Origin of the sequence: Streptomyces sp. NPDC058326 (assembly GCF_042879855.1) — a bacterium.
In the GTDB taxonomy this organism is placed as follows: Bacteria; Actinomycetota; Actinomycetes; order Streptomycetales; family Streptomycetaceae; genus Streptomyces.
The window spans coordinates 139545-160818 of the sequence record NZ_JBHVZO010000019.1 but is presented as its reverse complement, the minus strand read 5'-3'; the positions used below and the strand labels follow the sequence as shown (position 1 = coordinate 160818).

16 protein-coding genes are annotated in these 21274 nt (G+C 72.4%); 3 read left to right on the top strand and 13 right to left on the bottom strand.

Annotation, left to right across the window (positions count from 1 at the left end; genetic code table 11):
- Nucleotides 1–400 precede the first annotated feature (400 nt).
- The 3 genes from ACFVYX_RS29115 to ACFVYX_RS29105 form a co-directional block, all read right to left on the bottom strand.
- Entirely contained in the window at nt 401–643 is a 243-nt protein-coding gene (locus ACFVYX_RS29115; RefSeq protein WP_389684467.1) for a chaplin, read from the bottom strand.
- Nucleotides 644–795: 152 nt separating this feature from the next.
- Nucleotides 796–1443 (bottom strand): response regulator, encoded by a 648-nt coding sequence (locus ACFVYX_RS29110; RefSeq protein ID WP_389684466.1) that lies wholly within the window; start codon nt 1441–1443, stop codon nt 796–798.
- Nucleotides 1436–2581, bottom strand: coding sequence for a GAF domain-containing sensor histidine kinase (locus ACFVYX_RS29105; protein ID WP_389684465.1), 1146 nt, complete (start codon nt 2579–2581; stop codon nt 1436–1438). Before ACFVYX_RS29105 ends, ACFVYX_RS29110 begins: the two co-directional genes overlap by 8 nt.
- Before the next feature lie 428 nt (nt 2582–3009).
- Here ACFVYX_RS29105 and ACFVYX_RS29100 point away from each other — a divergent pair, with 428 nt between their 5' ends.
- Nucleotides 3010–3774, top strand: coding sequence for a transglycosylase SLT domain-containing protein (locus ACFVYX_RS29100; RefSeq protein ID WP_389684464.1), 765 nt, complete (start codon nt 3010–3012; stop codon nt 3772–3774).
- An 82-nt stretch (nt 3775–3856) separates the two neighbouring features.
- On the opposite strand, the gene ACFVYX_RS29095 is transcribed toward ACFVYX_RS29100, so the two are convergent.
- Entirely contained in the window at nt 3857–6454 is a 2598-nt protein-coding gene (locus tag ACFVYX_RS29095; RefSeq protein ID WP_389684463.1) for an FHA domain-containing protein, read from the bottom strand.
- Between the two features lie 197 nt (nt 6455–6651).
- On the opposite strand from ACFVYX_RS29095, the gene serB reads away from it, so the two are divergent.
- Nucleotides 6652–7866, top strand: a complete 1215-nt coding sequence (serB, locus tag ACFVYX_RS29090; protein WP_389684462.1) for a phosphoserine phosphatase SerB — start codon at nt 6652–6654, stop codon at nt 7864–7866.
- A gap of 123 nt (nt 7867–7989) precedes the next feature.
- On the opposite strand, the gene ACFVYX_RS29085 is transcribed toward serB, so the two are convergent.
- The 4 genes from ACFVYX_RS29085 to ACFVYX_RS29070 all read right to left on the bottom strand — a co-directional run bounded on the left by ACFVYX_RS29085 (nt 7990) and on the right by ACFVYX_RS29070 (nt 10495).
- Nucleotides 7990–8508 (bottom strand): SixA phosphatase family protein, encoded by a 519-nt coding sequence (locus ACFVYX_RS29085; RefSeq protein ID WP_389684461.1) that lies wholly within the window; start codon nt 8506–8508, stop codon nt 7990–7992.
- A 35-nt stretch (nt 8509–8543) separates the two neighbouring features.
- Complete coding sequence (locus ACFVYX_RS29080; RefSeq protein ID WP_389684460.1) at nt 8544–8747, bottom strand: hypothetical protein; 204 nt, start codon at nt 8745–8747, stop codon at nt 8544–8546.
- 156 nt (nt 8748–8903) lie between these two features.
- Complete coding sequence (locus ACFVYX_RS29075; protein WP_389684459.1) at nt 8904–9020, bottom strand: SGM_5486 family transporter-associated protein; 117 nt, start codon at nt 9018–9020, stop codon at nt 8904–8906.
- Between the two features lie 17 nt (nt 9021–9037).
- Nucleotides 9038–10495 (bottom strand): CynX/NimT family MFS transporter, encoded by a 1458-nt coding sequence (locus tag ACFVYX_RS29070; RefSeq protein WP_389684458.1) that lies wholly within the window; start codon nt 10493–10495, stop codon nt 9038–9040.
- A 77-nt stretch (nt 10496–10572) separates the two neighbouring features.
- Between ACFVYX_RS29070 and ACFVYX_RS29065 the strand changes: the two genes are divergently transcribed.
- Nucleotides 10573–11286, top strand: coding sequence for a FadR/GntR family transcriptional regulator (locus tag ACFVYX_RS29065; protein ID WP_389684457.1), 714 nt, complete (start codon nt 10573–10575; stop codon nt 11284–11286).
- Here the strand turns inward: ACFVYX_RS29065 and ACFVYX_RS29060 are convergent.
- The 5 genes from ACFVYX_RS29060 to ACFVYX_RS29040 all read right to left on the bottom strand — a co-directional run bounded on the left by ACFVYX_RS29060 (nt 11255) and on the right by ACFVYX_RS29040 (nt 21174).
- Nucleotides 11255–11641, bottom strand: coding sequence for a hypothetical protein (locus ACFVYX_RS29060; protein WP_389684456.1), 387 nt, complete (start codon nt 11639–11641; stop codon nt 11255–11257). The two genes, ACFVYX_RS29065 and ACFVYX_RS29060, sit on opposite strands and share 32 nt — an antisense overlap.
- A gap of 177 nt (nt 11642–11818) precedes the next feature.
- Nucleotides 11819–12595 (bottom strand): enoyl-ACP reductase FabI, encoded by a 777-nt coding sequence (gene fabI, locus ACFVYX_RS29055; protein WP_389684455.1) that lies wholly within the window; start codon nt 12593–12595, stop codon nt 11819–11821.
- Nucleotides 12596–12600: 5 nt separating this feature from the next.
- Nucleotides 12601–13305, bottom strand: a complete 705-nt coding sequence (gene fabG, locus ACFVYX_RS29050) for a 3-oxoacyl-[acyl-carrier-protein] reductase (protein ID WP_389684454.1) — start codon at nt 13303–13305, stop codon at nt 12601–12603.
- 179 nt (nt 13306–13484) lie between these two features.
- Nucleotides 13485–15095 carry a hypothetical protein gene (locus ACFVYX_RS29045; protein ID WP_389684453.1) on the bottom strand — a complete coding sequence of 537 codons (1611 nt, stop codon included), beginning with the start codon at nt 15093–15095 and terminating at the stop codon, nt 13485–13487.
- Nucleotide 15096: 1 nt separating this feature from the next.
- Nucleotides 15097–21174, bottom strand: a complete 6078-nt coding sequence (locus tag ACFVYX_RS29040; RefSeq protein WP_389684452.1) for a hypothetical protein — start codon at nt 21172–21174, stop codon at nt 15097–15099.
- Between the last annotated feature and the right edge of the window lie 100 nt (nt 21175–21274).

Here is a 21274-nt window from a genome sequence, read left to right as displayed (position 1 = left end):
AACGGAGCGATCAACGCCCACGACTCATCCGTCAGTTCATGTCGACGCACCACGAACAGAGCAACGAGCCACCAACTTTACGGACACGCCCTAGGCCTGGGAGGCGTCTCGGCGCCGAGCGGCGCGGGGGCATCAAGCCCATCGGCGCGGGGGCATAAAGAGGAGGCGCCGGCGTCAGGGGGTGTTGTGGCGCCGCGACGCCCGCCGCCGGGGTGGTCAGGGTGGTGGGGCGGCTGCGCGCCGGTGGGGCTGGTGGGCCCGTCCGTGCCGGCCCCTGCGGAACGTATGGGTGCGTCCGTCCCCGTGCCGCCCCCTGCGGAACGTGTGCCCGCACCAGGGCGGAACGGCAAACCCCCGGCCGCGGGGGGATCGTCCGCGGCCGGGGGTTGGATGACGGGGGTCAGCCGTTGATGGCCTGGTTGCCGAAGGCCGGGTTGAGCAGGCCGATCACGTTGACCGTGTTGCCGGAGACGTTCACGGGGACGTGGACCGGGACCTGCACCAGGTTGCCGGAGGCGATGCCCGGCGAGTTGAGGGCCTTGCCCGTGGCCTCGGCGCCGTGGGCGGAGGCGACACCCGCGCCGGCGGCGACGATGCCACCGGCGACCATGGTGAGGGCAGCGGCCTTCTTGAGGTTCTTCACTTGGTACATCCTCCTGGTCATCGCTGCGGCCGGTCAGCCGCAGCACGCCATGGAGAACGCCGTACGCCCCCACAGGTTGCGCCGAATGGGGGACATATACACGACGGTATGAAGTACTGAACGGTCGTGCGCCCGGCGTGCGAGGGGGCGCGTCAGTTGGTGAGGCCGTGGCGGACCGCCCAGAGGGCTGCCTGGGTGCGGTCCGCGAGGTCGAGTTTCATGAGGATGTTCGATACGTGCGTCTTGACCGTCTTCTCCGAGAGGACGAGCGCGCGGGCGATCTCGCGGTTGGACCGGCCGTCCGCGATGAGGCCGAGGACCTCGCGCTCCCGTTCCGTGAGCGTCGTGCCGCGTCCCGTGCCGCCCCCGGCGGAGTCGTCCCGGGCGAGGAGCGCGTCCGCGACCTCGGGCTGGAGCAGGACGTGCCCCGCGTGGACGGAGCGGATCGCGCCGGCCAGGGCGTCGGGGTCGATGTCCTTGTAGACGTATCCGGAGGCGCCCGCGCGGAGCGCGGGGACCACCGTGCGCTGCTCGGTGAAGCTGGTGACGATCAGGACCCTGGCCGGGTTGGCGAGCTCGCGGAGCCGCTTCAGCGCCTCGATGCCGTCCGTACCGGGCATCTTCACGTCCATGAGGACCACATCGGGGCGGAGCTCCTCGGCCCTGGCGACGCCCTCGGCGCCGTCGGACGCCTCCCCCACGACCTCTATGTCGTCCTGTACCTCCAGGAACGTGCGCAGGCCCCGCCGGACGACCTGGTGGTCGTCGACGAGCAGGACGCGGATCCGGTTGTCAGCCACCGGGGACCTCCATCTCGATCGTGGTGCCCTCGCCCCGGGCCGAGGTGACGGTGAGCGATCCGCCGGCGCCGCTCGCCCGGTCCCGCATGGAGACCAGGCCGAGGTGGCGCCCGGCGCTGCGGACCGTACGCGGGTCGAAGCCCTTGCCGTCGTCGGTGACGGTCAGCCGCGCGCCCTGGCCGGCGCGGGTGAGGGAGACCGTGACGAGCTGCGCGTCCGCGTGCCGCAAGGCGTTGTGCAGGGCTTCCTGGGCGACGCGGAGCACGGCCTCCTCCTGCGCGGCGGGCAGTGCGCGTGCCCCCTGGCTGTCGAAGGTGACCCGGGCGGTGTGGGCGCGGTCCAGGACCTGGATCTGGGTACGGAGGGTGTGGACGAGTCCGTCCTCGTCGAGGGCGGCGGGGCGGAGCTCGACGACGGCGGCGCGCAGTTCGTCGGCGGCCTCGGCGGCGAGCGCGGCGACCTGCTGGAGCTCGCCCTTGGCGCGGGCGGGATCGCGGTCGACGAGGGCGGCGGCGGCCTGGGCGGTGAGCCGGAGGGAGAAGAGCTTCTGGCTGACGGCGTCGTGCAGCTCGTGGGCGAGGCGGGAGCGCTCCTCGGCGATGGTGAGCTCGCGGCTGCGCTCGTACAGACGGGCATTGGTGAGGGCGATGGCCGCGTGCTGGGCCAGGATCGAGAGCAGTTCCTCGTCCTCGGAGGTGAAGCCGCAGCCGCCGCCCTCCTTCGGGCAGCGCTTGTTGGCGAGGAAGAGGGCGCCGAGGATCTCGTCCCCGTCCCTGACGGGGAGGCCGAGGAAGTCGGACATCTCGGGGTGGGCGTCGGGCCAGCCGAGGAAGCGGGGGTCCTCGCGGACGTCGGCGAGGCGCTCGGGCTCGGCCTTGTGGAGCATCGACGCGAGGATGCCGTGCTGCCGGGGCAGCGGGCCGATCGCCTTCCACTGCTCGTCGCTGACGCCGTCGACGACGAACTGGGCGAAGCCGCCGTGGTCGTCGGGGACGCCCAGGGCGGCGTACTCGGCGTCGAGCAGCTCGCGGGCGGAGGCGACGATCGTCTTGAGGACGTCGCGGACCTCCAGGTGGCGGCTCATCGCCAGGAGGGCGGTACTCACGGCGGCCAGGCCGGAGCTCGGTCGATGGCTCATGGGGTCACCGTACCGGCGGGCGGTGACGGTGCGTATCCGTCCGAAGACCTCGGAGGAGGGGGACCGGGGACCTAGGTCGCAGGGCCCCTGGGGCCCTCTCATCCTTCAGGTGGAGGGGGCTCACTGTGTGCATTGCTGCCGCAACGAGGGGTGAGGTGGGTAGCTGCCCGGTGTGAGCCCGGGCATAGGACCCACATCACTTACGAAGCCCCCTAGTGGACGTCCGGAGGGCCGGGCAGGGTGGGGTGAGTCCGACATAAGGGCCCTTCGGTGGCCCGTGCACGGGCCCCTGATCCACTACCCGGGATCGTACGTCACACCTTTGCCACAGGATTTTGCTGCCGCTAAGAATTGCCACCGTCGCCGCCAAGCAGGCGCAGCGCCGCCCCGGCGGAGCGACTCCCAGCGATTCGAAGAGGTAGTCCGGAATGTCTGCGAACACCCCTGGCCACAGTCGTGGTCTCAAGAAGACCCACAAGGCCACGATCGCCGGCGTCGCCGCTCTGGGCGCCGCAGCCCTCACTCTCTCCCTCGTGCCGGGCAACGGCAGCACCGAGACGGAGCCCCAGGCCCTCTCCGGTACTCAGCAGGTGGCCTGGTCGTACAACGCGAACAGCCCCCAGGCGAAGGCGCTGGCCGCCAGCGTCACCGAGCAGCAGACCACCATCGGTCTGAAGGCCAAGCAGGAGGCCGAGGCGAAGGCCAAGGCGGCCGCCGCGGCCAAGGCGAAGGCGGACGCCCAGGCCAAGGCCGAGGCGAAGGCCAAGGCGGACGCCCGGGCGAAGGCCCAGGCCCAGGCGAAGGCCGCGGCGAAGAAGCGCGCCGCGGAGAAGGCGGCCGCGAGCCGTTCCGTGGCCCGTACCCCGGTCTTCGCGAACAACCTCGACGGCTGGATCCGCGAGGCGCTGTTCATCATGGACAAGCACAACATCCCGGGCACCTACAACGGCCTGCACAAGAACATCATGCGTGAGTCCAGCGGCAACCCGCGGGCCATCAACAACTGGGACATCAACGCCATCAACGGCGTCCCGTCCAAGGGTCTGCTGCAGGTCATCTACCCGACCTTCAAGGCCTACCACATCCCCGGTACCAAGTTCGACCAGTACGACCCGGTCGCCAACCTCGTCGCCGCCGCCAACTACGCGGCCGACCGCTACGGCTCGATCGACAACGTCAACAGCGCCTACTGATCCCGGTCGGTCCGCTGTCGTACGCCGAAGGGCGGCACCCCCGTGCGGGGTGCCGCCCTTCGGCGTACTGCCGTTCCCGTGGCTACTTGCGCATGACCTCGGGCTCGTGGCGGCGCAGCAGCCGCGCCACGACGACGCAGCAGACGACGGCCATCAGCAGCTGGATGCCGAGGTCCATGCTCCACTGGCCGACCGTGTGCTCCCACAGCGGGTCGGTGTTGGTGGGGTTCTTCGGGTCCCACGGCGGCATCAGGCGAGCCAGATCGAGCGTGGTGCCCGCGCCCGCGATGCCCCAGCGGGAGGGCATCAGCCAGGCGAACTGCTCCAGGCCGGGCGAGCCGTACACCTGGAAGAGGATGCCGGTGAACACGACCTGGATGATCGCGAACATGACCAGCAGGGGCATGGTCTTCTCGGCGGTCTTCACGAGCGCGGAGATGACCAGGCCGAACATCATCGAGGTGAGGCCCAGCGCGATGACCTGGATGCACAGCTCGACGGCGGGAGGCATGAAGAGGCCCTCCTCGGGCAGCGCCCGGGTGGAGAAGCCGATGCCGCAGATGATGACGCCCTGCAGGGCCGTGATCACACCGAGGACGATGACCTTGGACATCAGGTACGCCGAGCGGGAGAGGCCGGTGGCGCGCTCCCGTTCGTAGATGACCCGTTCCTTGATCAGTTCTCGGACCGAGTTGGCCGCGCCGCTGAAGCACATGCCGACCGCGAGGATCAGCATGATCGTGCCGGCGTCGCCGTTGAAGCGGGACGGCGGCGTCGGCGAGCCCAGGCCGAAGTCGGCGGGAATGACCACCGAGACCGCGCCGAGGACGGCGGGCAGGATGACCATCAGGCCCAGGAAACCCTTGTCGGAGGCGATCACCGAGACGTAGCGGCGCATCAGGGTCCACAGCTGGGAGCCCCAGCCCTGCGGCTTCGGCGGCCTCGACATCGCCTGCTGCGGCATCTGGACGGGCTGGGCGGCGACGGCGTCGATGTCCGCGGCGTAGAGCTGGTAGTGCTGCGAGCCCTTCCAGCGGCCGGCCCAGTCGTAGTCGCGGTAGTTCTCGAAGGCGGAGAAGACATCGGCCCAGGTGGAGTAGCCGAAGAAGTTCAGCGCCTCGTCCGGCGGGCCGAAGTACGCCACCGAGCCGCCGGGGGCCATCACGAGGAGCTTGTCGCAGAGGCCGAGCTCGGCCACCGAGTGGGTGACGACGAGGACCGTGCGGCCGTCGTCCGCGAGGCCGCGGAGCAACTGCATGACGTCACGGTCCATGCCCGGGTCGAGGCCGGAGGTCGGCTCGTCCAGGAAGATCAGCGAGGGCTTGGTGAGGAGCTCCAGGGCGACCGAGACGCGCTTGCGCTGACCACCGGAGAGGGAGGTGACCTTCTTCTCCTTGTGGATGTCGAGCTTGAGCTCGCGCAGCACCTCGTCGATGCGGGCCTCGCGCTCGGCCTCGGCGGTGTCGCCGGGGAAGCGGAGCTTGGCCGCGTACTTGAGGGCCTTCTTGACGGTCAGCTCCTTGTGCAGGATGTCGTCCTGCGGGACCAGACCGATGCGCTGGCGCAGCTCGGCGAACTGCTTGTAGAGGCTCCGGTTGTCGTAGAGGACATCGCCCTCGTTGGCCGGGCGGTAGCCGGTCAGCGCCTTGAGCAGGGTGGACTTTCCGGAGCCGGACGGGCCGATGACACCGATCAGCGACTTCTCCGGGACGCCGAAGGAGACGTCCTTGAGGATCTGCTTGCCGCCGTCGACCGTGACCGTGAGGTGGCGGGCCGAGAAGGAGACCGAGCCTGTGTCGACGAACTCCTCGAGCTGGCCGCCGACGAGCCGGAAGGTCGAGTGACCGACACCGACGATGTCCTGCGGGCCGAGGAGGGCCGTGCCGCCCTTGGTGATCGGCTGACCGTTGACGTACGTGCCGTTGTGCGAGCCGAGGTCACGGATCTCGAAGCGGCCGTCGGGCGTCGCGTGGAACTCGGCGTGGTGCCGTGAGACCTGGAGGTCGGAGACGACCAGCTCGTTCTCGAGGGCACGGCCGATGCGCATGACGTGGCCGAGGGCCAGCTGGTGGAAGGTGGTCGGGCTGCGGTCGGCGTAGGCCGAGGAGGCACCCGCGGGTCCGCCGGTGGCCGGAACCTTCTGCGCGAGCTGCTCGACGGGGCCGCCCTGCCCCGGGTGGCCGGCCGGGACCTGCTGGTGCGGGACCTGCTGGTGCGCGGGGGCGTGTCCGCCCTGTGCGCCCTGCTGCGGCCAGCCCTGCTGCTGCGGGGGCGCCTGGTGCGTGGCCCAGTCGGCCTGGGCGGCGGCTTGGCGGGCCGGGGCGGCCTGGTGGGCCTGGGCCGGGGCCTGCTGCCCGGGCACCTGGTGCTGGGGCGCGGCGGCGGCGAGGCTCAGCCGCGGGCCGTCGGTGGCGTTGCCCAGGTGGACGGCCGAACCGGGGCCGATCTCCACCTGGTGGATCCTCTGGCCCTGGAGGAAGGTGCCGTTCGTGGAGCCGTGGTCCTCGATGACCCAGCTCCGGCCGCCCCAGCTGATGGTGGCGTGGCGCCACGAGACCCTGGCGTCGTCGATGACCAGGTCACCCTGAGGGTCCCTGCCCAGGGTGTACGACCGGGACGGATCGAGCGTCCAGGTCCTGCCGTTCAATTCCAGTACGAGTTCTGGCACTCCATGCCCCACTACTTGTCCCCCGATGTACCCCCGTCGTCGGGAGTCCAGGGATGGCGAATCATCCTGGGGAACTATTTCAGGCCCGGTCCCGTATCGGAAAGTCGGGCCGCGTGAAGACCTTCGGGGCGACTCCTGGAGCAGTCGGGTGTCCGCAGGGCGGGACGGGGGGTCGGGTGGCACGAGGTGCCCGATACGGTGGAAGCACCATGAGCGCATCGCAGACCTCAGACGTTCCCACCCTTCTCGTCAAGATCTTCGGGAAGGACCGTCCCGGGATCACCGCGGGACTCTTCGACACCCTCGCCGCCTACTCCGTCGACGTCGTGGACATCGAGCAGGTCGTCTCCCGCGGCCGTCTCGTCCTGTGCGCGCTCGTCACCGAGCCGACCGTCGCCTCGCAGGGCGAGCTCAGGGCCACCGTGCACAGCTGGGCCGAGTCCCAGAAGCTGCAGGCCGAGATCATCTCCGGTACGGGTGACAACCGGCCGCGCGGCAGTGGCCGCTCCCATGTGACCGTGCTCGGGCACCCGTTGACCGCGGAGCAGACGGCGGCCATAGCGGCCAGGATCGCGGAGACCGGCGGCAACATCGACCGCATCTTCCGGCTGGCGAAGTACCCGGTCACGGCCGTCGAGTTCGCCGTCTCCGGCTGTGAGACCGAGCCGCTGCGGACCGCGCTGGCCACCGAGGCGCACACCATCGGGGTCGACGTGGCGGTGGTGTCGGCCGGGCTGCACCGGCGCGCCCAGCGGCTCGTCGTCATGGACGTCGACTCGACCCTGATCCAGGACGAGGTGATCGAGCTCTTCGCGGCGCACGCGGGCTGCGAGGACAAGGTCGCCGAGGTGACGGAGGCCGCGATGCGCGGCGAGCTGGACTTCGAGCAGTCCCTGCACGCGCGGGTGGAGCTGCTCGCCGGGCTCGACGCCTCGGTGGTCGACAAGGTCCGCTCCGAGGTGCGGCTGACGCCCGGGGCCCGGACCCTGATCCGTACGCTCAAGCGGCTCGGCTACCAGGTGGGGGTCGTCTCCGGCGGCTTCACACAGGTCACCGATGATCTGAAGGAGCGGCTCGGTCTCGACTTCGCCTCCGCCAACACCCTGGAGATCGTGGACGGCAAGCTCACCGGACGGGTGACCGGCGAGATCGTGGACCGGGCGGGCAAGGCGCGGCTGCTGCGCCGGTTCGCGACGGAGGCCGGCGTGCCGCTGGCGCAGACGGTGGCGATCGGGGACGGGGCGAACGACCTGGACATGCTGAACGCGGCCGGGCTCGGGGTGGCGTTCAACGCGAAGCCGGTGGTGCGCCGGGCCGCGCACACGGCCGTGAACGTGCCGTTCCTGGACACCGTGCTCTACCTGCTGGGCATCACGCGTGAAGAGGTCGAGGCGGCGGACGGTCCCGAGGACCTGCTGCACTGAGCGGTGACGGCGGCGCGTGTACGCCGAAGGGCCCGGCCGTCATATGACGGCCGGGCCCTTTCCGTACGGTTCGGGGGTGCCGGTCGGACGTGCCTGGCCGGGCGGCCCGGGCCGGCGTGCCGGTCAGGAGTGGGGCGTCCAGAAGTCGACGAGCCGTCCGGCGCCGTGCTCCAGGGACTTCCAGTCGCCACTGAAGGTGAGGACGGCGAAGGCGGAGGTCGGGAAGGCGCTGCGGGTCATCCGGGAGAGGGTGTCACCCTCGGAGTCGCCGGCCAGGGCGTCGGCGAGGGCGTGCATGCCGGGGTTGTGGCCGATGACCAGGAGGTCGGAGACGTCGTCCGAGGTCTCGTTGAGCAGGGCGATGAGCTCGCCGAGCGAGGCCTCGTACAGCCGCTCCTCGTACACGGTCCTGGGGCGCTCCGGAAGTGCCTGCACGGCCAGCTTCCACGTCTCGCGCGTTCTGACGGCGGTCGAGCAGAGGGCAAGGTCGAAGGCGATGCCGGTCTCGGCGAGCTTTCGGCCCGCCAGGGGGGCGTCCGCGCGGCCTCGCTCGGCGAGGGGGCGCTCGTGGTCGGACTCCTGGTTCCAGTCCGCCTTCGCGTGTCGGAGCAGCACGATCCTGCGGGATGTATCGACGCTCATGGTCATCAGCTTCGCACGAAACGGCCCGCGCCGACTCAGAGAGAGAACGTTTGCCGGATCTGCTCCAGGACGCCGCCGGCTCCCCGGTCACCAGCCGCAGCGTGAGCCCCGCCAGGCCCTGCTATCAGCAGCAGCAGAGCGGTGAACGCGGCCACGGGGAGGGCGAGCGCCCACCAGGGCAGCCGGGTGTCGACGCCGGTCGGCAGGGGCCGGGTGCTGGTGTGCGATCGGGCCGACATGGCCGCCTCCGGGGGATGGGGAACCGTCGCGCCGGTGTCTCCGACGGTGTTCTCCAACGTACGGATCGGGCGTCCTCCGGCCCATCAGGTGATCCACCCAGTTCACCCTGACACTCACCCCCTAGGGGATACGGGGGTTGTCCCCACCCCCGGGGGTCACGGCGAGGCGAACGAGGCGATGACGCCGATGACCACCGTGATGCCGATCATCGCGCCGAACACGATGAGCAGCTTCTTCTGGCCGTTCGGGGGGTTGGGTTCGAGAACTGGCATGACCCCAGTCTCTCATCTCAGTATTCGTCCTCGACCGTCCGGTCCCGGCCCGCCAGGATGCCGACGATCATCTGCGGCACCATGAGTCCGCCCATGAGCGCGATCGGCAGTTCCCAGCCGCCGCTGTGCTGGTAGAGCACGCCGACGAGGAGCGGTCCCGGGATCGAGATGAGGTAGCCGACGCTCTGCGCGAAGGCGGAGAGGCGGACGACACCGCCGCCGGTGCGGGAGCGCATGCCGATCATGGTGAGGGCGAGCGGGAAGGCGCAGTTGGAGACGCCGAGCAGCAGCGCCCAGGCCCAGGCGCCGGCGGCCGGGGCGAGGAGGAGCCCGGTGTAGCCGCCGAGGCCGCAGAGGCCCAGCGCGACGACGATCGGGCCCTGGGTCCTCATCCGGGTGGCGAGCCGGGGGATGACGAAGGCGAGCGGGACGCCCATGACCATGGTGACGGCGAGGAGCACGCCCGCGGTGGAGGCGGGGACGCCGGCGTCGCGGAAGATCTGCGGCATCCAGCCCATGGTGATGTAGGCGCCGGTGGCCTGGAGGCCGAAGAAGCAGCCGAGGGCCCAGGCGGTACGGCTGCGGGTGATGCGGGACGGGGCGGCGGCCCTCGCGGTGACCGGGGTCGGGGTCGCGGACGGGGTGACGGCCGGGGCCGCGGTCGCGTTCGCGGACGGGGTCGCGGTCGAGTTCGTGTCCTCCTCGGCGGCGCGCCTGCCCGTACGGACCGGGGTGTCGCGGTCGCGCAGGAGCGGGAGCCAGGGCAGGACGGCGAGCGCGGCGACGGCCGCCCAGACGCCGAGCCCGGCTCGCCAGTCCCCGCCGAGGGCGTCGGTCATCGGGACGGTGGCGGCCGCGGCGACGGAGGTGCCGAGGGCGAGCGCCATGGAGTAGAGGCCGGTCATGCTGCCGACGCGGTCGGGGAAGTACCGCTTGACGATGACGGGCATCAGGACGTTGCTGACGGCGATGCCCATCAGGGCGAGGGCGCTGGCGGCGAGGAAGCCGGCGGTGCCGCCCGCGAAGGGCCGCAGGACGAGGCCCGTGAAGATCGCTGCCATCCCCGCGCAGACGACGGCGACGGGGCCGAAGCGGCGGGCGAGGCGGGGGGCCGTGATGCCGAAGACCGCGAAGCAGAGCGGGGGTACGGAGGTGAGGACGCCGGCGACGCTGCCACTCATGTGGAGGCCCTCGCTGACCTCTTCGAGGAGGGCGCCGAGGCTGGTGATGGCGGGGCGCAGGTTCAGCGCGGCCAGGACGAGTCCGACGGTGACGAGGCCGAGGGTCCATCGGTGCGCGGAGGTGGCGGGGGCCGCGGTGCCGGCCCGGGCGTCCCCGCCGGTCCGGGGGACGCGGTCGGGTGCGGGAGAATCCGCTGCGGTGGCGGCCGGTCCTGGCGGTGCCGTGGTGGTCGCCGGAGCGGTGGTCCTGGCCGTTCGCGCGGCAGGGTCGAGGGTCTTCGGCTCGTCAGGCATGAGGCCATCATAGAATCATGGGATGATTGGTTGTCCAATCTCGAACAACCAGTCCGCAACGAATGGGAAGGTGCTTCATGGCCCTCGGTCACCCGCGGCGCGCAGGCCTCTCCGACCAGGTGATCGCCGAGCTGCGGAACCAGATCACCTCCGGCGAGTGGCCCGTCGGTTCCCGCATCCCGACGGAACCCGAACTCGTAGAGCAGCTGGGGGTGGCCCGTAACACCGTGCGCGAGGCCGTACGGGCGCTCGCCCACAACGGGCTGCTCGACATCCGCCAGGGCTCCGGCACCTACGTCATCGCCACCAGCGAGCTGGCGGGCGTGATGCACCGCCGCTTCGCCGGCTCCGACCCCCGGCACGTCGCCGAGCTGCGCTCGACGCTGGAGTCCGCGGCGGCGCGGTTCGCGGCCGGCAGGCGCACCGAGCGGGATCTGAAGCAGCTCGACGCCCTGCTCGTACGGCGGGAGGAGGCGTGGGAGTCCGGTGACGCGGAGCGGTTCGTGACGACCGACGCGGCCTTCCACCACGCGGTCGTCGCCGCCTCGGGCAACGAGGTCCTCACGGAGCTGTACGCGGACCTCGGCGACCTGCTGCGGGAGTGGCTGCGCGACGACGTGGGGCAGGTGCTGCGGCCCGAGAACCACATGGACCACGCGCGCCTGGTGGACGCGATCCGGGACGGCGACGCGGAGCGGGCCGGTACCGAGGCGGCCGGCTATCCCTTCATGTGCCTGCGGAGCCCCGCCCAGGAGGCGGTCACGGAGCCCGGTCCGCCGGCTGGTGCGTGACCCAGGCGGCCCGGACCTCTTTCCAGCAGCGTCCGGTGACCTGCGCGTGGGCGGCGGGTTCGACGTCCACGGGGGCGCTGTCGCTGTCGACGTCCCACCAGCGCTCGCACTCGACGTGGAGGCGGACCCGGTCGGTGCTCGGGTACGGGTTGCGGCAGTGGGCCGTGACGCGGGAGCCCTGGACGACGGTGCGGCAGGAGGCGCCGAAGTTCTCCCGCTCCTCGGTCGCGGGGGCGGCGACGGGGAGCTCCTCGACGGGGGCGGGGGCGGCCCGTACCTCGGCGGCCACGGCTATTCCGGTGAGCAGTACGGCTACGGAGGCGAAGGCTCCGAAGCCGTTGCGTATGGCGTGCATACCCGTACCTCCTCCCCGTCCGTAAAAGGAACCGCAGTAGCAGGAACTTCACGCTCTGCCCCAGTCTGGGGTGATTCGCGCGACTTTTCGAGTCGGGCAGGAGTTGCGCAAACGCGAGGGCCGTGGGCCGCCCCGGGGGGGGCGGGCCCACGGCCCACTTCGGCTGCGCGGCGCGCGCTAGGCGCCGATCGCGTGCAGACCGCCGTCGACGTGGACGATCTCGCCCGTCGTCTTCGGGAACCAATCGGAGAGCAGCGCCACGACGCCACGGCCGGCCGGCTCGGGGTCGGCCAGGTTCCACTCCAGCGGGGAGCGGCTGTCCCAGACGGCGGCCAGCTCGCTGAAGCCCGGGATGGACTTGGCGGCCATCGAACCGATCGGGCCGGCAGAGATCAGGTTGCACCGGATGTTCTGCTTGCCCAGGTCGCGGGCCATGTAGCGGCTGGTGGCCTCGAGAGCGGCCTTGGCCGGGCCCATCCAGTCGTACTGCGGCCAGGCGTACTGCGCGTCGAAGGTGAGGCCGACGACCGAGCCGCCCTCCGTCATCAGCGGCAGCAGCGAGGTCGTCAGCGACTTCAGCGAGAAGGCGGAGACGTGCATCGCCGTGGCGACCGACTCGAACGGCGTGTTGAGGAAGTTGCCGCCGAGCGCGTCCTGCGGGGCGAAGCCGATCGAGTGCACGATGCCGTCGAGACGGTCACCGAGGTGCTCGCGGACCTGACCCTCGAGACGGGCGAGGTGCTCGTCGTTGGAGACGTCGAGTTCGAGGACCTTGACCTTCTCGGGCCTGGGGAGCTTCTTGGCGATGCGCTCGGTCAGCGACGGCCGCGGCCACGCCGTGAGGATGATCTCGGCACCCTGCTCCTGGGCCAGCTTGGCGGTGTGGAAGGCGATGGAGGACTCCATCAGCACACCGGTGATCAGGATGCGCTTGCCTTCGAGAATTCCGCTCATGGTGATCAGTGACCCATGCCCAATCCGCCGTCAACGGGGATGACGGCTCCAGTGATGTACGAGGCGTCGTCGGAGGCGAGGAACTTCACCGTGGCGGCGATCTCCTCCGGCTGCGCGTAGCGGCCCAGCGGCACCTGGGACACGATGCCGGCGCGCTGCTCGTCGGTGAGCACCGCGGTCATGTCGGTGTCGACGAAACCGGGGGCGACGACGTTGAAGGTGATGTTGCGGGAGCCGAGCTCCCGCGCGAGGGAACGGGCGAAGCCGACCAGGCCGGCCTTGGAGGCGGCGTAGTTGGCCTGACCCGCGGAGCCCAGCAGACCGACGACCGAGGAGATCAGGACGACGCGGCCCTTCTTGGCGCGCAGCATCGCCCGGTTGGCGCGCTTGACGACCCGGAAGGTGCCGGTGAGGTTGGTGTCGATGACGGACGTGAAGTCGTCGTCGGACATGCGCAGGAGGAGCTGGTCCTTCGTCACGCCGGCGTTGGCCACGAGGACCTCCACCGGACCGTGCTTCTCCTCGATCTCCTTGTACGCCTGCTCCACCTGCTCGCCGTCGGTGATGTCGCACCGGACGGCCAGGAAGCCCTCGGGCGGCTCGCCGGAGCGGTACGTGATCGCGACCTTGTCGCCGGCCTCGGCGAACGCGCGGGCGATGGCGAGGCCGATGCCCCGGTTTCCTCCGGTGACGAGAACCGAGCGGCTCAACGGATCACCCTTTCGATAGCGGTCTGGTAGCCGAAAACCTATCGGTATCGCCCTCCACATGAGGAATCGACCTCCGACAGTGGCGTACGGGCGTCACTGTCGGGTCCCTACAGCTCGGAGGCGGTGCCGACCGGCCGGCCGCCGTTGGCGGACCGTCCCTGGCGTGGCCCGCCTCGGTCCTACGGCGCCCGGAGGTCCGCCTGGGAGAGTTCGTCGCACAGCTCGTCGAGTGTCCGGTCGTACAGCACGGACCGGTGCGCGAGCACGTTCCGCGTGGTGACGAGGAGCCGCAGGAGCCGCGCGTCGCCCGGGGGAAGGGCGAGCGCTCCGCTGATGTGGGCCCGCAGCAGCTCCCCCACCTGGAGTTCCAGGAAGGCCCGCTCGGGGGCGGTGCCCCGGTGGGCGGGGGGACGGTCGGCGTAGTCGGCGACGAGCGTGGCGACCGGCCGGCTGAGGTGGCCGAGCGCCCGGACGGCGAGGCCCTGCCGGGCGTCCTCGATCCACGGCGCCAGGACCCGCTGCTGCGCCTGGGAGACCAGGGCGTCGAGCCGGGTCCGTACGTCGGCGTCGCCCGGCCCGTACGGCGGAGCGGCCGGGTGCCAGACGGCCACGTGCGGGCGGAGCCGGCCCTCCCAGGAGACGACGGCGCCCCTGGCCCACGCCTGGCGGAGTTCCGCGCCGGGGCGCGGCAGGGCGCCGATCCGCCGCAGCGGCGGGCAGTCCGCCGGGGCGGGGCTGCCGGGCAGCCGGGCGAGGCAGTGCCCGAGGACGGGTCCGAGGGTGTGCCGCGTGCCGTCCCACTCCAGGGCGAGCAGACGGGCGAGCTCCAGGTCGGGGCCGCAGATCTCGACGACGGTCTCGGACCGCACGGCACGGCGGATCCGTTCCCTCAGCGGGTCGCGGTCGCGTCCGGAGGTATCGGGCACGTGGTCGAGGATCGGCGCGATCGCGGTGGCCGTGTCGAGCCTGCCGAGCGCGCCCCACCACCAGTGCACGGCCGTGTCGCCGAGGCCGTGCCTGAGCTCGTCCGGAAGCGATTCCGGCAGGTCGCCGGCCCGGGCGACGACCAGGAGGCGGGGGCGTTCCCCCGGAGGGAGGCCGGCGGCCCTGACGGCGGCGGCGAGGAGGCGGAACAGCCGCTCGACGGCGGCGCCGCGCGGTCCGGTCCCGGCACCTGAGCGTCCACCCGCGCGCGTGTCCGTGTCCGTACGACCGGCACCCGGGCCCTCTCCCGTACCGCCGTCGTCCTCGGCCCAGGCGCGGATGCCGACGACCGGGCGGCGGTCACGGCCGGGGGCGACCAGGGCCGCGACGGCGTCGTCGGCGTCGACCGAGAGTTCCTTGCCGAGGCGGGCGAGGAGCCCGTGGGGGTCGTGCCGGGGGCCGGCGGGCCTCGCCCGGGGCGCGGGGACGCGGGGCGGGCGGCCTTCGAGGGACCAGCCGAGGTCGAGGTCGAAGCCGTCGTCGGGCAGGTCGAGGAAGGGCAGCTCGTCGATGTCCGCCCACCACTCCCCCGCCGCCTCCTCGGGGACCGGCTCCGGCACGGGCTCCGCCTCGCGCGCGCGTGCGGACGGCGGGGCCGGTACGTCGACGCGTACCGGAGTGCCGTACAGCGCGCCCCGGTACAGCTCGTCCGCGAGCCCCGACTCCACCATGGCGTCGGTGACGAGCCAGAGGCAGTTGAGCCCGGCCGCGAGGTCCGCGACGACCCCGCGCAGCTGCCCCCGTACACCCGGCAGGTCGCCGGTCCGCACGGCGGGCGCGTCCGTGCGGGAGTCCGCCTCCGTCACCTCACTTCTCCCCGGCGGCCGCCCGGGAGCGCACCGCGCGGTACGTCACCGGTTCCACCGCGAAGCCCTCGGGCGTCTCGTCGAGGACGCCGAACCGGCCCAGGTGGTGCAGCCAGGCGTCGGTGTCCGCGTCGGAGAGTTCGACCGCCGCCGCCACGTCGTCGCGCGGCACCCCTTGGCCTTCTTCCACGTAGCCCGTCCAGGCCGCCAGGAGGTCGAGGTCCCGTGCGTCGAGCCCGGAGAGCCGCAGGTGCTCCTCCATGTTGCGAGGGCCTGCGATGAGGGCGCGTATCCGCTCGACGGCGTTGTCGAGGGTCGCCCCGTGCACGGACACGTCCGTCACCGCGGCCTCCATCCAGCGGGGCCAGCCGCCGGTCGCGGCGACGAGCCGGTCACGGTCCTCGCGGGAGACGAAGGGGCACTCCGACCAGGCGCGCAGCGCGTCCGCGGTCCACCGCTCGGGGCGCAGCCACCGTACGGACAGCTCCTCCTGCCCGTCGTCGGCGGCGAGTTCGGCGACGCCCGCCGCGTCGGCGAGGACCACGACGGAGCGGTTCTCGTTGCCGCCGCTGCGCCGCTCGGTCTGCCGGACGAGGCGGTCGGCGGCGGGACCGGCGTGGACGAGCAGGGAGCGGACGGTCTCGCGCAGTGCGGCGGTGGGGGCGCCGCGGAGGTCCGCGACGATGACGTGGGCCTTGCGGCGGCGGCTCTTGAGGAGGGTGGCGAGGTCCTCGCCGTGGGCGTACGGGACGACGTCGACGCCCCGGTTGACGGCGAAGGCGGTGACCGCCTGGCGGACGAGTTCGGGCCGGTGGAGCGCGGTGGTGCCGATCAGGCTGACGCCGGACTGCGCGGTCTCGTGGAGCTGTTCCTCGGTGAGCGGGCTGTACGTCTGCACGTGCCGGGCGTCGCGACCGAGGATGCGGCGGGCGGCGTGCGGGTTGTAGTCGTACGGGAGGCCGAACTCGGTCTCGCGGAGTTCGAGTTCGAGCTCCTCCCGGGTGCCGAGCATGTTGACGACGTTGGGGCTGCGGACGGCGAAGCGGGAGCGGTCGCCGAGTTGGATGAGCAGGCCGAGGCCGACCATCTCGGTGAGGAAGATCTGCGCCTGCTTGGCGCTGAGCATCTCGAAGCCCTCCGGCCACGCCTCCCTGGCCTCCTGGAGCAGTTCGCTCGCGGAGTAGTCGCCGCGGTAGCCGTCCTTGAGGCTGCGGAGGGCGATGACGAGGGCGAGGACCCGGTAGCGGTCCTCCAGGTTGATGGTGAAGCGGAGCCGCTCGGCGATCTGCCGGCGTACGGTCTCCGACGCGGCGACCTTCTGGACGTCGTCCTCGGTGATCCTGACCGGGCTCCCGGACCAGGTGTACGGGCGGTCGTGGAGGACGCGGACGAGTTCGCGGCAGAAGATCTGTACGAGGTTGGCCTGGTAGTTGGTGATGGCGAGGATCCGCCAGACCAGTTCGGGGCGTTCGAAGAAGTAGCCGAGCGCGGCCATGGGTTCGGTGACGAGCCGGACGGCGGCCTGGGTGCCGAGCGGGCCGACGAGGACGTCGGGGCCGCCGTGCACGGTGGAGACGTTGGAGAGGTGGCCGAAGCGCTGGACCTGGTGGAGACCCGCGAAGACGATCTTGAAGCGTCGTTCGGTCTGTTCCATCAGTCGCTGGAAGTGCATGACGTTGGGGAACGTCGACTCGCTGCCGACGCGGTAGGCGCGGCGTGAGTCGGTGTTGAGGAAGGCGTCCGCCTCGTCCGCGAGGACCAGGATCCGCCGGGTGTCGTCCTCGTCCAGCCAGGCCTGGATGTTACGGACGACGACGTCGGGGTTGGCCTGTTCCGACATCTTGCTGGTGAAGACGCTCTTGCGTTTGAGGTCCTCGACCAGCCGGCTCCAGATCCGGTCGGGGGCCTCCGCGTGGCCGATCTCCGCCTTCAGCAGGTCGAGGTAGACGGCGACGTGGGCGTCGGCGCGGCTGGGGAAGATCTCGGCGACCCGGCGCAGCAGCGCGGACTTGCCGAGCTGGCGGCCGCCGTAGAGGAACATGCCGCCCTCGCGGCCCATGACCTCCCGCATCTCCTCGTCGCGGCCGTAGAACACCTCGGGCGGGACGAGACCGGCGACAAACGGCGTGTACGGGTTGTACGCGGCCCAGGGCAGGGTCACGCGCTGGAGCGAGCGGAAGGAGCCGGGGGCGCGGGCGGCCATCCAGCCCATCACCGCGGAGTCGACGACCAGCGCCTGCTGGGCGAAGGAGCGGGCGGACTCGGCGAGGCCGCGCCGCCCCTCCATGCCGAGCGGGTGCAGGTAGAGCACGATGTTGGCGCCGACGTCGGCGTCCTCCAGGTGGGCGAGCGGGCCGTCGGCCGGCTGCTCCTCCCAGATGAGCAGGACGGTGTACGAGGAGGCCCGGGAGCCGAGCGCGGCGACGTAACCGGCGCGTTCGGCGACACGTGCGCGCACCTTGAAGCGGCGCATGCCCTGGCCGAGTGCCACCCGCTCGGCGGTGACCTGGTGGGTGGAGAGTTCGAGGCCGAGCAGGCGCAGCAGCCGGGGGATGTGCTGCTGCCATTCGCCGCGCCGGCCCTGCGGGGTGCAGAGGGCCGCCCAGGACTCCAGGCCGTTGCCCGCCGCCGGGGTGAGGGAGGCGTCCGGGTCGCCGTAGTGCTTCGCCCACCACTCGGCGTCGATGCCCTCGCCGCCGGCCTTCGGCGCGTCGGGCGCGGTGACGCCGGTGAGGAACGCGGCGAGCTCCGATCCGTCGTCGGCGGGGCGCTCGGGCAGCGGCTTGTGGCTGGTCGCGAGGGCGAGGAACTCCTGGGCCGTGACCGTGTCCTTCTCGTCGATGAGGCGGGCGATCCGGTCGTGGTCCCCGGCGGAGAGCGGCCGGTCGGGGCGGGAGCGCAGCTGAGCGAGGTTCTCGCGGAGCTGCCTGGTGTAGTCCGCGACGAGGGTCCGGAGCTCCGCCTCCAGGGTGCGGAGCGAGTGCACGGCGAAGCGGTAGCGGCCCGACTCCTCGCCGTCGGCGAACTGCTGGAGGCGGCCCACGAACTCCCGTTCCTGGTCGGCCGCCAGCTGGTTGAGCGTCCGCATCTCGGCGAGCCGCCCGGCGGCCGCTCGGTGGCGTTCGGCGACCTCGCGCCGCCAGTCCTCGTGGCTCTGGGCGAGCCGCCGGACCGCCGTCTCGTTCCAGTCGGGGTCGGTGCAGCCGTACTCCTCCGGCTCGCGCTCGACCGTGGCGATCAGCGCCTGCGCGAGGTGCAGGTCGCCGTCGTCGAGGTAGCGGACGAGGGCGTACTCGGCGTCGGCGGGGGTCAGCAGGGCGGCGATCCGGCGGGCCGCCCTGGGGTCGGTGAGGTCCGGCTCTCCCTCGGTGTCCCGGGGCAGGTCGGGCAGGCGGAGGAGGACGTCGGCGGGCGGCACGGGGCCGCCGTCCTCGCGGAGCCGGTCGGCGGCCGTGTCCTCGGACCGTACGTGCTCGCCGGTCAGCCAGGACCGCAGCAGCGCGAGCGCCGCGCCTCCCGTGCCGGCCGGGGCGGGCTCCTCGGCGACGTCCCGGAGGACGGAGGCCAGTTCGGGGATGCCGCGGTCGCTCAGGCCCGGGTGGGGCCGGGCGGCCGTGTGGGCGGCCTCGGCGCGCATGAGGAGTTCGCCGACGGACCGGCAGGCGGTGTGCAGCTGTCGGAGCGCGCCGGCGGTGATCGGCTCCTTGGCCTGCTTCGACGTACGGAACAGGGCGTCGGTGTCCTCGATGAGCCGGTCGATGTCCTCCGCCCGCCACAGCTCCTCGCCGAGGGCACGGAAGCCGGGCGTGCCGGTGTACTGCGCCGGGCTCTGGCCGGACCACACGATGACCTCGTTCAACGCGTGGCGCACCGGGCCGGAGGGACCGACGAGGTACTGGAGCACCTGGGATGCCCGCTGGTACTTCATCTTGCGGCGCGGCAGGTCGTCGAGCAGCTGCCGGGCGGTGAGCCCGATCTCCTCGCGGGTGGCGGCCTCCTGGTCCTCGGCGCTGCCCTGGAGCATGCCGGGTTCGAAGGCGCGGCCGTCCCGGACGGCGGCGACGAGGACGGTGAGCAGCTGCTGCCAGGGGGTGGTGAGCCCGGACGGCATGACGAAACCGCTGATCAGGCCGTGCGGCCAGCGGGTGGTGAGTCCGGTGCGCAGTGCGGCGGCGACGGCCACGAGGTGGGCTTCGCGGTCCTGTGCGGCGAGGGCGGGGTCGAGTTCGTGCGCCATCTGTACGGGGGTGGCCTCGCTGTCCGAGACACAGCTGAACGCTGCGGCCGCGAAGGCGAGGGCCCGGGCCCGCGCCGCGCTCTCGCGGGAGGCCACGGTCATCCAGTACGCCTCGGCGGCCCGCCCCTCCCGCAGCAGCCTGCCGACGGGCGGCTCGCTGCCGGTCTCCCAGGGGGCGTACGGGTCCCAGTCGGGCGCGTCGATGCCGGGCGGCCACGGCTCGTCCTCGACGGGGAGGGGCGCGGGGGCGGGGGCCTGGGCGTGGGCGGGCCTGGGGGGCCGCGCCCGAGGCGGGACGGGCGCGGGGGGCTGCGCCCTCGGCGGTACGGGGGCTTCGGCGGCGGGGCCGGGTGTACCGGCGGGGGTGGTCAGGGGCTTCAGGTCCGGGGCGACGGCGGGCGCGGTGGCGGCGGTCGGCGCGGGGGGCGACGCGGGCGCAGGCACGGGCACGGGCACGGAGGACGGAACGGGCAGGGGCGTCGGGGACGGCGGCGGCTGGGGCGTGGCCGTCGGGGTCGGCGTGGGCGACGTGACCGACAGGGACGGCGTGGGCGGCGTGACCATCGGGGACGGCGTGGGCGAGGTGACCATCGGGGACGGCGTGGGCCGGAGGGCCGGGGGCCGGGGTTCCACCGCCCGGCGGACGGCCTCGATCGCCGAGGCGCCCATCCTGGCCCGGCCGGTCAGCGGGGTCGCGTCACCGGTGACGTGCTCGGTCCGTCCCGACGGGGTGTCCTCCACCGGTTCGGCGCCCTCGCCGTCCGCCCCGGCAGCCCCGGGCGGGCCTGCGGCCCCCTCCGGCTCCCGCGCCACGGGGACGGTGGCGACGGCCTCCTCCCCCGGCACGGCGCCCAGTTCGCGCAGCTGCGTCTCGGTGCGTTCGAGGTGACGGCGGAGGTCGGCGGCCTCCTCCTCGTCGTCGGCCCACTCCAGGAGCTCGGCGTACCGGCTCGCCTTGCGGCGCAGGGCGTCGGTCTGCTCGGCCCGCGCCTCCCGCAGCCGGTTCAACTCGGCGCCCGCTTCGGCGTATCCGAGGTCCGGCCCCCAGGCGACCCCCTCGGCGGCGAGCGCCCCGGCGAGCCGCTCGCGCTCCCCCGTCCAGGCGGCGATCCCCTCACCGGGGGCGTCCACGGGGAGAAGCCCGGCCTCGACGGCGTCCGCCGCACGGCGCAGGACGACGGCCAGCCGCTCGCCGGACACTTTCAGGAGGTCGAGCGAGGCGGCGAGGCCGGCCGGCGCCTGGGGTACGGCCATGGGAGCGGCTCCCTCACACTCGGGGTTCGTCATCAGAGGTGCGGGGCCGGAGCCGGCGGTGTCCGGGGCGGCACGCGCCGGGTCGTCCGGGGCTGCGGGGTCCGAGGCTTCGAAGCGCGGGCCGATCTCCTGCGCGTCGGGCGGCGGGCTGCTGTCCGCCGCCGTCCGTAACGCGGCCTCGTGAAGCGCCGCCAGCGGTCCGACCGGGAGCCGGCTCGTGCCCGGCAGGAGCATCCCGTAGAGGGCGCAGCGGGCGAGGGGCGGGTCGAGCACCCTGAGCATGGCGTGGAGTTCGTCGAGGGTGGGCTCGGTGAGGGCGCGCTGCGAGAACCCGTACTCCGTGTGGAGCGCCTTCACCGCCCAGACGAGTCCGCAGGCGGCGATGCCCGTCAGCTGTTCCTGCCGCGCCTTGGCGAGCCGTACCCGAGCGGTGTGCAGTTCCCGTCGCGAGGGAGGAGACGGGGGCCGGTCCGACGTGTGGGAGTGTCTGTCGCCCCGTAAGCAGTGGTGCCGGGTCAGCAGGGATCCGAGTGCGTCATCGTCCAGCGACGACAGCCAGGACCTGACTCCGTTCACCCACCCGTGCATGGCGTCGATCATCTCATCCCACCACCACGGGTGCTATGCCCGTGCCCTATTCCGATCGCGCAATCAGCTTGTCCGGCAGGCGGGTTGGAGCGGTTTCCGC

Coding starts and splice junctions, on each gene's coding strand:
- ACFVYX_RS29070 (WP_389684458.1), bottom strand. CDS start 10,495: ATGCCTGACGAGCCGAAGACCCTCGACCCTGCCGCGCGAACGGCCAGG.
- ACFVYX_RS29100 (WP_389684464.1), top strand. CDS start 3,010: ATGTCTGCGAACACCCCTGGCCACAGTCGTGGTCTCAAGAAGACCCAC.
- ACFVYX_RS29065 (WP_389684457.1), top strand. CDS start 10,573: ATGGCCCTCGGTCACCCGCGGCGCGCAGGCCTCTCCGACCAGGTGATC.
- ACFVYX_RS29075 (WP_389684459.1), bottom strand. CDS start 9,020: ATGCCAGTTCTCGAACCCAACCCCCCGAACGGCCAGAAGAAGCTGCTC.
- serB (WP_389684462.1), top strand. CDS start 6,652: ATGAGCGCATCGCAGACCTCAGACGTTCCCACCCTTCTCGTCAAGATC.
- ACFVYX_RS29060 (WP_389684456.1), bottom strand. CDS start 11,641: ATGCACGCCATACGCAACGGCTTCGGAGCCTTCGCCTCCGTAGCCGTA.
- ACFVYX_RS29105 (WP_389684465.1), bottom strand. CDS start 2,581: ATGAGCCATCGACCGAGCTCCGGCCTGGCCGCCGTGAGTACCGCCCTC.
- fabI (WP_389684455.1), bottom strand. CDS start 12,595: ATGAGCGGAATTCTCGAAGGCAAGCGCATCCTGATCACCGGTGTGCTG.
- ACFVYX_RS29040 (WP_389684452.1), bottom strand. CDS start 21,174: ATGCACGGGTGGGTGAACGGAGTCAGGTCCTGGCTGTCGTCGCTGGAC.
- ACFVYX_RS29080 (WP_389684460.1), bottom strand. CDS start 8,747: ATGTCGGCCCGATCGCACACCAGCACCCGGCCCCTGCCGACCGGCGTC.
- ACFVYX_RS29085 (WP_389684461.1), bottom strand. CDS start 8,508: ATGAGCGTCGATACATCCCGCAGGATCGTGCTGCTCCGACACGCGAAG.